13 protein-coding genes are annotated in these 12,032 nt (G+C 63.9%); 4 read left to right on the forward strand and 9 right to left on the reverse strand.

Annotated features, from left to right (window positions below):
• Positions 1-20 precede the first annotated feature (20 nt).
• On the forward strand, positions 21-1,133 hold the full coding sequence (locus NWI_RS13110) for a branched-chain amino acid aminotransferase (RefSeq protein ID WP_011315724.1): 1,113 nt from the start codon (positions 21-23) through the stop codon (positions 1,131-1,133).
• Positions 1,134-1,172: 39 nt separating this feature from the next.
• Here NWI_RS13110 and NWI_RS13115 read toward each other — a convergent pair whose 3' ends face one another.
• The 6 genes from NWI_RS13115 to uvrC form a co-directional block, all read right to left on the reverse strand.
• Complete coding sequence (locus NWI_RS13115) at positions 1,173-2,645, reverse strand: MATE family efflux transporter (protein ID WP_011315725.1); 1,473 nt, start codon at positions 2,643-2,645, stop codon at positions 1,173-1,175.
• 164 nt (positions 2,646-2,809) lie between these two features.
• Positions 2,810-3,832: a 50S ribosomal protein L3 N(5)-glutamine methyltransferase gene (prmB, locus tag NWI_RS13120; RefSeq protein ID WP_011315726.1), complete on the reverse strand. Its 1,023-nt coding sequence runs from the start codon at positions 3,830-3,832 to the stop codon at positions 2,810-2,812.
• Positions 3,832-4,299, reverse strand: coding sequence for a molybdenum cofactor biosynthesis protein MoaE (locus NWI_RS13125; RefSeq protein ID WP_011315727.1), 468 nt, complete (start codon positions 4,297-4,299; stop codon positions 3,832-3,834). Before NWI_RS13125 ends, prmB begins: the two co-directional genes overlap by 1 nt.
• A 22-nt stretch (positions 4,300-4,321) precedes the next feature.
• On the reverse strand, positions 4,322-4,573 hold the full coding sequence (moaD, locus tag NWI_RS13130; protein ID WP_011315728.1) for a molybdopterin converting factor subunit 1: 252 nt from the start codon (positions 4,571-4,573) through the stop codon (positions 4,322-4,324).
• A complete protein-coding gene (gene pgsA / locus NWI_RS13135) occupies positions 4,570-5,187 on the reverse strand; it encodes a CDP-diacylglycerol--glycerol-3-phosphate 3-phosphatidyltransferase (protein WP_011315729.1) in 618 nt (205 codons plus the stop codon). The genes moaD and pgsA overlap by 4 nt, the downstream gene beginning before the upstream one ends.
• 132 nt (positions 5,188-5,319) lie before the next feature.
• Complete coding sequence (gene uvrC / locus NWI_RS13140; RefSeq protein WP_041345109.1) at positions 5,320-7,389, reverse strand: excinuclease ABC subunit UvrC; 2,070 nt, start codon at positions 7,387-7,389, stop codon at positions 5,320-5,322.
• Between the two features lie 392 nt (positions 7,390-7,781).
• Here uvrC and NWI_RS13145 point away from each other — a divergent pair, with 392 nt between their 5' ends.
• Complete coding sequence (locus tag NWI_RS13145) at positions 7,782-8,402, forward strand: outer membrane protein (protein ID WP_011315731.1); 621 nt, start codon at positions 7,782-7,784, stop codon at positions 8,400-8,402.
• Positions 8,403-8,502: 100 nt separating this feature from the next.
• Here NWI_RS13145 and NWI_RS13150 read toward each other — a convergent pair whose 3' ends face one another.
• From NWI_RS13150 to NWI_RS13160, 3 genes are all read right to left on the reverse strand, one after another.
• Positions 8,503-9,357 (reverse strand): 23S rRNA (adenine(2030)-N(6))-methyltransferase RlmJ, encoded by an 855-nt coding sequence (locus tag NWI_RS13150; protein WP_011315732.1) that lies wholly within the window; start codon positions 9,355-9,357, stop codon positions 8,503-8,505.
• Between the two features lie 97 nt (positions 9,358-9,454).
• On the reverse strand, positions 9,455-10,144 hold the full coding sequence (locus NWI_RS13155; protein WP_011315733.1) for a ribonuclease T2 family protein: 690 nt from the start codon (positions 10,142-10,144) through the stop codon (positions 9,455-9,457).
• Between the two features lie 341 nt (positions 10,145-10,485).
• Complete coding sequence (locus NWI_RS13160; protein ID WP_011315734.1) at positions 10,486-10,941, reverse strand: hypothetical protein; 456 nt, start codon at positions 10,939-10,941, stop codon at positions 10,486-10,488.
• Positions 10,942-11,107: 166 nt separating this feature from the next.
• Between NWI_RS13160 and NWI_RS13165 the strand changes: the two genes are divergently transcribed.
• Both NWI_RS13165 and NWI_RS13170 read left to right on the forward strand, forming a co-directional pair.
• Complete coding sequence (locus tag NWI_RS13165; protein ID WP_011315735.1) at positions 11,108-11,398, forward strand: hypothetical protein; 291 nt, start codon at positions 11,108-11,110, stop codon at positions 11,396-11,398.
• A gap of 26 nt (positions 11,399-11,424) precedes the next feature.
• The gene (locus tag NWI_RS13170; RefSeq protein ID WP_011315736.1) at positions 11,425-11,955 is read left to right on the forward strand and encodes a DUF3617 domain-containing protein; all 531 of its coding nucleotides are present in this window, start codon (positions 11,425-11,427) and stop codon (positions 11,953-11,955) included.
• The last annotated feature ends 77 nt before the right edge of the window (positions 11,956-12,032 follow it).

Below are 12,032 nucleotides of genomic sequence, written 5' to 3' on the forward strand. Positions count from 1 at the left end.
GTTTCAAGCTGGAGAACACCATGAGAGCTTCGTTCGAAAAAATCGAGGGTGCAAAGTCGCTGCCATTCGACGTTCAACCGGCGGCCGAACCGACGCCGGCGACCGTGCGCGCCGAAAAGCTCGCGAATCCAGGCTTCGGACGGGTGTTCACCGATCACATGGCCATGGTGAGCTACAATCAGGCGGAGGGCTGGCACGGGGCGAGGGTCGCGGCGCGCGCCAGCTTTCCGCTCGATCCGGCCACGGCCGTCCTGCACTACGCACAGGAGATTTTCGAAGGTCTCAAGGCGTACAAGCGTGACGACGGCGGCGTCAACCTGTTCCGACCCGACGCCAATGCGAGGCGCTTCCGCAATTCGGCCGAGCGCATGGCGATGGCGCCGCTGCCCGAGACCGTTTTCATCGAGGCCATCGAGCAGCTGGTGCGCATCGACCAGGACTGGATTCCGGGCGGCGAAGGCAGCCTCTACCTTCGGCCTTTCATGATCGCGAACGAGGTCTTCCTCGGCGTCAAGCCGTCCGCCGCGTACATCTTCGCCGTCATCGCCTCGCCGGTCGGCTCCTATTTCAAGGGCGGTCCCGCGCCCATCTCGATCTGGGTGTCCGAAGACTACACGCGCGCGGCGGTCGGCGGCACGGGCGCCGTCAAGTGCGGCGGAAACTACGCCGCCAGCCTGCGCGCGCAGGCCGAGGCCATTGATCGCGGCTGCGATCAGGTGGTTTTCCTGGATGCGATCGAGCGGCGCTACGTCGAGGAACTCGGCGGCATGAACGTGTTCTTCGTTTTCGATGACGGTTCCCTTTCGACGCCGCCGCTGGGGACCATCCTGCCGGGCATCACGCGCGATTCGATCATCACGCTCGCAAGGGATTCCGGCACGCCTGTGCGCGAGGAACCCTACACGATCGACCAGTGGCGCAGCGACGCCGCCAGCGGCAAACTCCGTGAAGCCTTCGCATGCGGCACCGCCGCCGTCATCTCGCCGATCGGCAAGGTGTGTTCGGCGCACGGCGACTTCACCATCAATGGCGGCGCCGCCGGCCCCGTCGCGATGGGCTTTCGCAAGAAGCTGGTCGATATCCAGTACGGCCGCGCGACCGACCCGCACAGGTGGACCCGCAAGGTGCTGTGACCGGCGCGAATTCGTCGCAAAACGAAAGCTGTCATGCCGTCACTCCAGTGAGTGGATCGCCCGCTTGCGCGGACGATGGCCGCTTGTTTCCGGGTCAGGTTCGCGACACCGCAGCTCTTTCAGCGGCACGAGGCCGAGCCGTTCGCGCCTGATCCAGCGCGACATCATCAGGATGGCCACGGCCACGAGGCCCGCCGCCAGGCCAATCCAGATGCCGGTGCCCTCGAACCCGAGCTTGAAGGCGAACAGCAGACTCAACGACATGCCGAAGCCCCAATATCCTAGGCCAGCATAGATCATCGGCACGCGGGTATCCTGCAAGCCGCGCAACATGCCGGCGCCGACCACCTGCGCGCCGTCGGCGATCTGAAACACCGCCGCGCAAGTGAGGAACGACACCGCCAGCCCGATCACCTCGGCGTTCGCCGCATCGTTGACGTCGACGAACGCGCTGATCAAGAATCGCGGCGCGGCGATCATCAGCACGCTGGTCGTGGCCATGAAGGAAATCGCCAGTGTAAACGACACCCATCCTGCGCGGGTGACGCCATCGACATCTTCCGCGCCGTAGGCGCGGCCGACACGCACCGTCGCAGCCTGCGCCAGCCCCATCGGGACCATGAAAGACACCGACGCGATCTGAATCGCAATGGCGTGGGCCGCGATCGAGGCCGTGCCGAATTGTCCCATCAGGAACACCGCGGCGTTGAAAACCGTGATCTCGAAAGCGAGCGCCGCGCCGATCGGCAGACCGACCCGCCATAGCGCGAGGAAACGCGGCCAGTCGGCGCGCCACCAGTTGCCGAACAGATGATAGCGGCGGAAGCTGCGGCCAAGACTCGCGACCAACGCCACCCCCGCGAACAGGAAAATGTTCGACAAGGTCGTTGCGATGCCTGACCCCAAGAGACCGAGCGGCGGCAGACCGAGATGGCCGAACACCAGCACCCAGTTGGCGGCAACGTTGAACAGGATCGCGGCCGCTGTCACCATCATCGCCGACAGCGGCCGCTCAAGCGCGGCGAAGAACGAGCGAAACACGATGAAACCGAGCGTCGGCAGCATGCCCCATTGCAACGCGCGCACGAACACCTGGGCGTCGGCGGCAAGCCGCGGCTCCTGATGAAACAGAAGCAGGATCGCTTCGGTATGCCAAAGCAGCAACCAGCTCGGCGCCGCGATCAGAACCGACGCCCACATCCCCTGACGGAACGTCCGCCGCACGTCGCGCACCGTATGCAGCTTGCGGCCAAACGCTTCGGCCATCATCGGCGACGACGCCGTGACGACGCCGATACCGAAAATCAGGATCGCGAAGTACAGATTGACGCCAAGGGTTCCCGCCGCCAGCGCGGAAGGACCAACCCGGCCCAGCACGATCACGTCGGTGGTGGTCAGCGCGATTTGCGCGACATTGGTGAGGACCAGAGGCCAGCCGAGCGCCAGCGTCACCCGGAATTCTCCGAGCCAGGCGTCACGCGAAGAGGCGCTGTGGCGGGCGTCAGGCAGCATGGCGCTCCGGCGGTCGACGTAAAATGGATCGGGCGAGAGCCGGACGATAACCGCGCGGGCTCTCCATGCCTCGTTGATCGAACCGCGCTTATAGCGAATTCGATGAAATCCGATACGGGCTCGCGAAAGATGCCGGACCGCCGCGGATCACGCCGCGCAGGCCATCACGCAGACAGACCGTCAAGACCCGCCGCATCGATCCAGAACACCTCGCCCTCGGACTCCTCGGTATCGAGCCAGAGCAAATCCGCGCGCGGATAGGCCTTCTCGATCGCCGGCTTGCAGCGCCCGACCTCGCACAACAGCCCGCCGCCAGGCGCGAGATGGGTTTCAGCGCGGTCGATGATCCGCCGCACCAGATCGATGCCCTCAGTGCCGCCGTCGAACGCCATCCGCGGCTCGACAAGACATTCCCGGGGCAGTCCAGCCATCCCCTCGGCATCGACATAAGGCGGATTGGAGATGATCAGGTCGTAGCGCCTGCCCCTGACCGCCGCGAAAAGATCGCCTTGCGCAAGTTGAATGCGATCGTCGAGGCCGTGCTCGCGGACGTTGCGCGCGGCGACGGCGAGTGCGTCCGCCGACAGGTCGGTCGCATCCACGGTCGCATTGGGAAAGGCGCGCGCCGCGAGAATGGCGAGACATCCCGAGCCGGTGCAGAGATCGAGCACGCGTGTTAGGGTCGCGGGATCGCGCAGACACAACACATCATCGCCGCCGAAATGCGAGTCCAGGATTTCACCGATGAACGAACGCGGCACGATCACCCGCTCGTCGACATAAAACGGCAGGCCTCGCATATACATCCTGTTGACGAGATAGGCGGCGGGCTTGCGGGTAGCGATGCGCTGTTCGATCCAGGCGAGGATGCGCCGGCCTGCCGCCTTCGGCACCCGCAGGGTGGCCTGCGGTTCGACCTCGTCCGGATGCAACTGCATGGCCTCGCCGACCAGGAAGGCGGCCTCGGCGACCGGATCGGTGGTGCCGTGGGCGAAAATGACATGTGCGCGCTGGAGCCGGTCGGCGGCATGGCGAACATAGTCGAAAATCGTCTCGAGTTCTGGAGCCGACGTTCCGGCAACAGCGGAGTTCGCAGCCTTTGCGGCGACCCGCGCCGTCGGGCGTTTTCGGCCTGAGCCGGAAGTCGCGGCTTTCGATCGCCCGCCGCGCGCGGCGGTCTTCGCCATCAGGGCTTGGCCCAACGCGCCGCAGCGGTGTCGTCGCGGTCGTGGGCGTCAACCCAACCGGAGCCGGAGGCGCCCTCCTCCCGTTTCCAGAACGGCGCTTTCGTTTTCAGATAATCCATCAGGAACTCGGCGCCCTGGAACGCGGCCTCACGATGAGAGGACGCGGTCACCACCAGAACGATGTTCTCACCCGGCACAATTCGGCCGTAGCGGTGAATGACGGTGATGCCGGTGAGCGGCCAGCGCGAAACCGCCTCCTCGGCATGACGCGCGATCTCGGCCTCCGCCATGCCCGGATAATGTTCGAGTGTCAGCGCGGCGATCGTCTCGCCATCCTCATCGCCCCGGCAGATGCCGCTAAAAGTCACGACCGCGCCGATATCGGTGCGGCCGCGCGACAGCGCGGCAACCTCATGCGCGAGGTCGAAGTCGGCTTCCTGCAGGCGTATGGTGATGGGAACGGTCATCGACGGAGCCGGAACTGACAAATCAGCCGCCGGTCATCGGCGGAAAGAAGGCGATCTCACGCGCGCCCGCAATCGCCGTGTCCTGGTTGACATGCATCCGGTCGATGGCGGCGCGGATCACCTTCGGTTTCTCGAAGGCGTAGGCATATTCCTCACCCCGCTGCGACAACCACGCGATCAGGTCAGCAACCGTCGCGACGGCCGGCGGCGGATCGAGCGCTTCCTCGGCCTTGCCGACCCGCTCGCGCACCCAGGCGAAGTAGAGCACCTTCATTTCTCATCCTCCTCCATGAGGTGGTGAATGCCGGCATGGAAATAGTCCCAGCCTGTATAGATGGTGAGGATCGCCGAAATCCATAACAACAGAAGTCCGATCTGGGTCACGAACGGGAATATCAGGTCGCCGGCCTCTCCCGCGAGCAGAAACCCGATCGCAACCAGCTGCACGGTGGTCTTCCACTTCGCGAGCTTGGTGACCGGCACGCTGACGCGCAGCGCTGCCAGATATTCGCGAAGCCCCGAAACGAGAATCTCGCGGCACAGGATCACGATCGCCGCCCACAGCGTCCAGCCGTGGATGATGCCGTCCGCGGCCAGCATCAGCAGGCAGGACGCAACCAGAAGCTTGTCCGCGATCGGATCGAGCATCTTGCCGAGGGCGGACTGCTGATCCCAGATCCGCGCATAATAGCCGTCGAAAAAGTCGGTCACGGCGGCCGCGACAAACACGCCGAGCGCCACCCAGCGCAACTGCAACGGCCCGTCCATGATCGATTGCGCATAGACGCAGCCCACCACCACCGGGATCGCGGCGATGCGGGCGTAGGTAAGGATATTCGGTAGCGACAGCATGTGCTTCGCGGTCGCCTGGCTGGTTGCAGTGTTCATTTCATCTTACCAATACCGTCCCGGCGTGAACGTCAACCGCCGCGCGGCGCAATTTTCCGGCTTCGCGACCTGCCCGGATCTTACTCATTGATCTTAGTACAGAAAGATGACCGAACATCACAACAAACCCCGTCACGCCGGCCGGGCGTGAAAAAAGTCGAAGATCCGGCGGGCGCTTTCGGCGCTTATGCCCGGAACCTTGCCAAGATCCGCCAGCGATGCCCGCTCGATCTCCTTCAACGTTCCGAAATGATGCAGCAGCGCGCGCTTGCGCGCGGGGCCGATACCGGGAACCTCCTGCAATCCGGCTTCCCGGATGTCCTTTCTACGCAGCTTACGATGCGATCCGATGACAAACCGATGCGCCTCGTCACGCAATCGCTGGATAAAATACAGAACGGGATCCCGAGGTTCGAGCTTGATGGCCGGCCGGTCCGGCAGAAACAGGGTTTCGCGGCCAGCGTCACGGTCCGGCCCCTTGGCGACCGCCATCAGCGACACCCGGCTCAACCCCAGCGCATCGACGACACCGCGGGCGGCGTTGAGCTGGCCGAGACCGCCGTCGATGATCACGAGATCCGGCCACTGCGGCGCGGAGTCCTGCTCCGCCGCGGCGCGCGAATCGGCGGCTTTCTGCGTCAGCAACCTTTTGAAACGCCGCTCCAGCACCTCGCGCATCATCGCATAGTCGTCACCGGGCGTCAGGCTCTCTGACCTGATGTTGAACTTGCGGTACTGATTCTTGAGGAAGCCCTCGGGGCCGGCGACGATCATCGCCCCGACCGCATTGGCGCCCTGGATGTGGCTATTGTCATAGACTTCGACGCGTTGCGGGGGCTGCGGCAGGCCGAGCAGCGCCGCCAGGCCCTGCAACAACCGCGATTGCGTCGCGGTATCCGCCAGTTTACGGCCCAGCGCTTCGCGGGCGTTGGTCAGTGCGTGCGCGACCAGTTCCTTCTTTTCGCCGCGCTGCGGCGTCGAGACCACGACCTTGCAACCGGCCTTGATCGACAGCGCATGGGCGAGCAATTCGCTTTCCTCGATCCGGTGCGACAGCAGGATCAACCTTGGCGGAGGCTTGTCGTCGTAGAACTGGGCGAGGAATGATCCAAGCACCTCCTCCGGCGTAAACGACTTCTCCGCGCGCGGAAAATAGGCCCGGTTGCCCCAGTTCTGTCCGGTGCGGAAGAAAAAGACCTCGACGCAGAAATAGCCGCCCTCCTGATGGATGGCGAACACGTCCGCTTCTTCCACCGTGCGCGGGTTGATGCCCTGCTGCGACTGGATCGCCGATAGCGCGGCCAGCCGGTCGCGATACAGCGCCGCGCGCTCGAAAGCGAGGTCGGCCGCGGCCTGCTCCATCGCGCGGGCCAGATCTTCCTTCACCGCGCGGCTGCGGCCGGACAGGAAATCAGTCGCCTCGCGAACCAGGGCCGTATAGCCGGGAAAATCGATCTCGCCGGTGCAGGGACCGGCGCAACGCTTGATCTGGTACAGCAGGCAAGGACGCGTGCGGCTTTCGAAAAAGGAGTCGGTGCAGGAGCGTACCAAAAACGCCCGCTGCAGCGCGGTTATGGTGCGGCCGACCGCCCCCGCGGAAGCGAACGGTCCGAAATAGCGGCCCGGCCGCGATTGAGCGCCGCGATGCTTGAGAAGCTGCGGCGCCCAGTGGTCGCCGGTGATCAGAATATAGGGAAACGACTTGTCGTCGCGAAGCTGCACGTTGAAGCGCGGCCGCAACTGCTTGATCAGATTCGCTTCGAGCAGCAACGCCTCGGTCTCGGTCCCGGTCGATACGATCTCGACGGCGGCCGTCGCCGCGATCATGCGCGCGATGCGCATCACCTGGCCTGTCGGCCGCGCGTAGGACGACAGGCGCTTGCGCACGTTCTTGGCCTTGCCGACATACAGGACGTCGCGGGCGGCGTTCATCATGCGGTAGACGCCGGGCGAGGTCGGCGCATGGCGAACCGCATGTTCGATCGCCGCACGTCCAATCGCGAGCGGCGCCTCCGCGACCGCATCCACGGGCTCATCCGGGAGATCGGGCAACCGCGCCTCGTCGTCCTCGTCGGTCTCAAGGCTTGCGGGATCGACCTCCTGTTCCGGAGCCACGCCGTCGCGCCGCCGCATGTCCGCCGGGGAACCTGAAGGCTGCCCGGACCCGATCTGCTTCGCAGTATCGGAAGAATCGCTCGTCATGTTCCTCAGCTAAGCGATGAAACCGGCCGATGCCAGCGGATGCCAGCGATCGTTCTTCGGGGACGGCGTGGCCTTTGACCCCGCGCAAAGCACGGCAAGACCGGTTCCAGAGCCAATTCGCTTCTGATGGAACCATCAAAAGCGGGCTCTCGGATCTTTTAGTCCGACGCGTTTCCTCACGCGCCCCGGTACCCACTTCGCTCGAAAACCGCGAGGCGCCGCCACGCCGGTAACACTTTCTTAAGGACAAGAGTCGGCGGGGGCGCCGTCTTAAGAACCGTTTAACTTAAAACTTTCGATAAATCCTACGTATCGAATTCAGCATTTCGTAGCCATACGGCCCTGGCTCGCGATGTCACGATGAGAAACGGTAAGGGGTTGGAGTGCCGGAGATGACCAGGATAACGATCGCAGCATTGGCAGCCATGGCGTCAACCGCGCTGATCGGCGCCGCTCACGCGGCCGATTTCTCTTACCGGGCGCCCTACACCGTCAACCAGCCGCTCGATGCCTTTAGCTGGGCGGGCCCCTATCTGGGCGGCAACCTCGGATATGCCTGGGGTAGCGTCCAGAACAGCCTCACCAGGCCGGACGGCGTGTTCGGCGGCGTGCAGGCCGGCTTCAACTGGCAGAGCGGCCCGGTGGTGTTCGGCCTCGAAGGCGACATCCAGGCCAACGCCGCGAACGACACTTTCGCGGCCTGGAAATTCTCAAATCCCTGGTTCGGCACCGTGCGCGGCCGCATCGGCTACGCGTTCAACAACGTCCTGGTTTACGGAACCGGCGGTCTTGCCTTCGGCAAGCTGCGCGCCGAAACCTTCGGCCTGTCGGAATCCCACACCAGCGCGGGCTGGACGGTGGGAGTGGGAGCCGAAGTCGGCATCTACCAGAACTGGACGGCGAAGGTCGAGTATCTCTATGTCGATCTGTCGAGCAGCAGTTTCACGATTACGGGCGCGCCCCACAGCTACCAGTCCGGAATGGTCCGCGCCGGCATCAACTATCACTTCTAGAGTCTGCTGCTGCAGCCGGTTTCCACCGGATCATGCTCCAATAACGAGAACAATAATCATCGCTCTCGACTTCCGGCCGCTCACGCGGCCGTTTTTTTGTTCAGCCGGCGATCGCCCCGAGCTTGAAGCGGGCCGCGCCGCCCTGGCCCAACGGTTTCTCCAGTTCGGGAAGAATGGACCTGAGTTCGCCCCTCAACGTCCATGGTGGATTGACGATCAGAAGGCCGGCCGACGTGAGCGGTCCGTCCGCGGTCTGCGGCGCGACGCTGAATTCCAGCCGCAGGCATTTGTCAGCCTCGCCTCCCGCGACGGCGCCGACCCTGCGAGCGAGATCGTCCGTCGCCCGGCGTCGCTTTGCCGGATACCATAGCAGGTAGCAGCCGGTCGGCCATTTGGCGAAGGCTCCGGCGAACCCGCCGGCGAGGCGTTCGAACTCGTCCTCGCGCTCGAACGGCGGGTCGATCAGCACCAGCCCGCGCCGCTCCTTCGGAGGCACGAAAGCAGTCAGCGCCATCCAGCCGTCGAGATCGACCACGTTGGCCTGGGTGTCGCGGCGCAACGCACCGATCAAATGCTTGCGTGCAACGGGCTCGATTTCGCAGGCGACCATCCGGTCCTGCGGCCGCAGCAAGGCGCGCGCGATTAACGGCGACCCCGGATAGCATTGCAGCCCGCGCTGGGGATTGTAGGCCCTGACGATATCGAGATAGGGCGCGACCAACGGAGCAACCGCCTCCGAAAAACGCGCCTGCATCAGCCGCGCGATGCCGGTCAGCCATTCTCCGCCGCGACCCGCCTCCTCACCGGTCAGATCATAAACGCCAGCGCCGGCGTGAGTATCGATGACACGGAAGGCCGCCGGTTTCTCATGCAGATAGGTTAGGACGCGGACCAGCACGATATGCTTGATGACGTCGGCGAAGCTGCCGGCGTGAAAGGCGTGGCGGTAATTCATGGGCGGAAGCCTTTACGCTACTCGCCTCACGCCGCAAAGCGTTGCGTCCTGCCGGACGCACCACGCGCCATTGCGACCCGGTGCAAGCAGCCGCCGCTCAGCCGCCGCGCACAGGCGGCATCACCACCTGATCCCGGCGGCAGGCGCGCCGATCGATTTCCTCACAGGCGCGGAATTGCAGGTCCTTGTTCATGCAGATCCGCACCTCGCTGAGCCTGGTCCGGTCGCACATCACCGCGATCGCCGAACGGCTGAGGCCAGGATTGTCCTTGACGAAGGCCTCCTCGATGGCGTCCGCCGTGACGCTTTTCGGTGCGGCGAGATCGACGAATTCCGCCGGGATCTTCACGGCGGCGCGCGCCTTGCGGACGGTCTCGAAATAGGCCTGCGCGCTCAGCCCGGAGCAGGTGCCGTGCTTGTCCCACTGGCTGTAGATCAGTCCCGGCGCCGGCATCAAATCCAGCATCGAGGCCATGATGCGGCGATCGAGCCGCGGCGCGGGACGCTGGCAATAATCAGGAAAGCCGTGCTCATATTGCGGCCAGAGGCCATGCACCACGAACGAGAATGACCGCCCGCCGCACTGGGTCTGCTGCGATCGGCTGGCATTGCCGCGTTCCTCCGCGGCGGCGCAGAACGAAGGAGACCATGACAGCGACAGCACATAGAAATCGAACGCGCCCGGCGCGTTCTGCCGCTGGTCCGCCGCCGCATCGGCCGTCCACCCCGCAAGCAGGATCAGCCACGACAAAACAGACGCGGCCGCCGCGCGAGACACCCATCTCATGACGCCAACTCCTCAGCCCAGCCGGAATCAGGTTCTCATGCGAGATCAGAGAACGAGAACCAGCCATCATAGCATAGCGACCAGAGGTCAGGATATCTCCAGAACCTTTCCGCTTCCGGAATCACAATCGGACTTAATCTTTTTGGGTGACGCGCTCTCTATGACGCGAAATGGCCGTTCTGCTCGAAAAACAATATAGTATCGACGGCGAGCATCTTCATGCGGCGAATTCGCCGCCGGAATCGCCTTGGATCACGATGATTTCCGGATCGAATTGATTTCAGTATCTTGAGAAGCGGGACGCGGGCGGAAAACCGCTGCACGCTTTTCGTTGTCGCGCTTTACGGTTGGGCGGTGAGACAGCCCGGATTGTAGGCCCAGTTGCGATCGAGGCCGACCACGCACCACTCGACGCCCTGTCCCATGCTGGCGATCCCGCCGTCCTCGACAATGGAATAATGCACCGTGCGGACTATGCCGTCGCTGACCATCGCCTCCGCGGTGCAGTAGCGGCGCGGGATGTTATCGGACTCCCTCGGCCGGAACGCCCTTTCATGGACATTGCCATAAGCGGTGATTCGCAGCGGGGAATTCCAGAACTTCCGTTCCTTCTCCCAGAATTGCGTCGTGATGGTCGGCAGCCCCGCCTCACAGCGTGGCAACTGACCTTCATAGCTCGGCCCGAACACAGGAAAATTGAACGCATGCGCATCCGGCATGGTGGAGCCCAGGCCCAACGCCGCGCCGAGCGTCACGCCGACGGCGCATTTCTTCAATGATGTGATGAGGTTACGCATGCGAGGTCCGCCAATGATCCGAACCCCGCGACGGTGCCGTGAAGCAGGCGCAAGGTCAAGTGCGGCGACGCAACACCTGTCTACTAACTCCGGGATGAGCGGCCAGGCGTTCTTTTCACGGCCCGCTCCGCGTTCTAAGGTCGGACCGCAACAAATGGAGATGAGGATGAGACTGTTCGGAGCGGCCTTGCTGGCGGCGATGACCGGCTCGCTGGTTTTCGGACCGGCGCGGGCCGACTGGGTGCCGCCGCTCAAGGGCAACGACACCGGGGGAATCATCTCCTATTCGCTGGCCGGCGCCAGCGATGTTCGCGTGATTGCGGCCCATCACTGCGCGCACTACGGTAAGGTGGCGAAATTTCTCGGCGTCCAGGCCTATCCCGGCGGCTACGTCTCGTTTGCTTGCCGCTGGGTGCCCTATGGTCCGGACCAGCCTCCGCTGCAAACCCGCTACTGAACTGTTACGCCTTCACGGAGCCTGCGATGCGAAAATCATCCCGTCACTTGATGTTCCTCCTGCCGCTGGTTCTGCTTTCCGCCGCTCCGGCGCTCGCGGAGGTTCAACTGCCGCTGCGCAAGGCCGGGCTTTGGGACGTCAAGGTGGACCATGAAGGCGGCCGAATGCCGGGAGTCGCGGTTCAGCAATGCACCAGCGAGGCCGTGGACCGCGAATTCACCTCGGATTTCGCGCCTTCCGCCAGGCAGAACTGCTCGAAGGCCGACGTTCAGAAAACCGCGACCGGCTATGTGATGGATTCAGTCTGCACCATGGGCGGCACAACGGTGACATCGCACGCCGAGGCCACTGGCGACTTTGACTCCGCCTACACGGTGAAGGTCGCCGCGCGCAGCAAAGGCGGCAAGTTTGGAGACCGGAACAGCAAGATCACCATCGCGGCGAAATGGGTCGGCCCCTGCAAGGAGGGACAGACCCCCGGCGATGTCGTGATGCCCGGCGGCTTCAAGATGAACATGCGCGACTTTGAAAAGTTCAAGTCGATGGCGCCGCATTAGATGTGGGGGTAGGCGTTTCCAAGACGTCACGGCTGCGCATAGCCGTTCGAAGAACTGCTAATCCCACCTCACGTCAT

The sequence above is a fragment of the Nitrobacter winogradskyi Nb-255 genome (assembly GCF_000012725.1).
Taxonomy (GTDB): Bacteria; Pseudomonadota; Alphaproteobacteria; order Rhizobiales; family Xanthobacteraceae; genus Nitrobacter; species Nitrobacter winogradskyi.

Coding starts and splice junctions, on each gene's coding strand:
- NWI_RS13110 (WP_011315724.1), top strand. CDS start 21: ATGAGAGCTTCGTTCGAAAAAATCGAGGGTGCAAAGTCGCTGCCATTC.
- NWI_RS13115 (WP_011315725.1), bottom strand. CDS start 2,645: ATGCTGCCTGACGCCCGCCACAGCGCCTCTTCGCGTGACGCCTGGCTC.
- prmB (WP_011315726.1), bottom strand. CDS start 3,832: ATGGCGAAGACCGCCGCGCGCGGCGGGCGATCGAAAGCCGCGACTTCC.
- NWI_RS13125 (WP_011315727.1), bottom strand. CDS start 4,299: ATGACCGTTCCCATCACCATACGCCTGCAGGAAGCCGACTTCGACCTC.
- moaD (WP_011315728.1), bottom strand. CDS start 4,573: ATGAAGGTGCTCTACTTCGCCTGGGTGCGCGAGCGGGTCGGCAAGGCC.
- pgsA (WP_011315729.1), bottom strand. CDS start 5,187: ATGAACACTGCAACCAGCCAGGCGACCGCGAAGCACATGCTGTCGCTA.
- uvrC (WP_041345109.1), bottom strand. CDS start 7,389: ATGACGAGCGATTCTTCCGATACTGCGAAGCAGATCGGGTCCGGGCAG.
- NWI_RS13145 (WP_011315731.1), top strand. CDS start 7,782: ATGACCAGGATAACGATCGCAGCATTGGCAGCCATGGCGTCAACCGCG.
- NWI_RS13150 (WP_011315732.1), bottom strand. CDS start 9,357: ATGAATTACCGCCACGCCTTTCACGCCGGCAGCTTCGCCGACGTCATC.
- NWI_RS13155 (WP_011315733.1), bottom strand. CDS start 10,144: ATGAGATGGGTGTCTCGCGCGGCGGCCGCGTCTGTTTTGTCGTGGCTG.
- NWI_RS13160 (WP_011315734.1), bottom strand. CDS start 10,941: ATGCGTAACCTCATCACATCATTGAAGAAATGCGCCGTCGGCGTGACG.
- NWI_RS13165 (WP_011315735.1), top strand. CDS start 11,108: ATGAGACTGTTCGGAGCGGCCTTGCTGGCGGCGATGACCGGCTCGCTG.
- NWI_RS13170 (WP_011315736.1), top strand. CDS start 11,425: ATGCGAAAATCATCCCGTCACTTGATGTTCCTCCTGCCGCTGGTTCTG.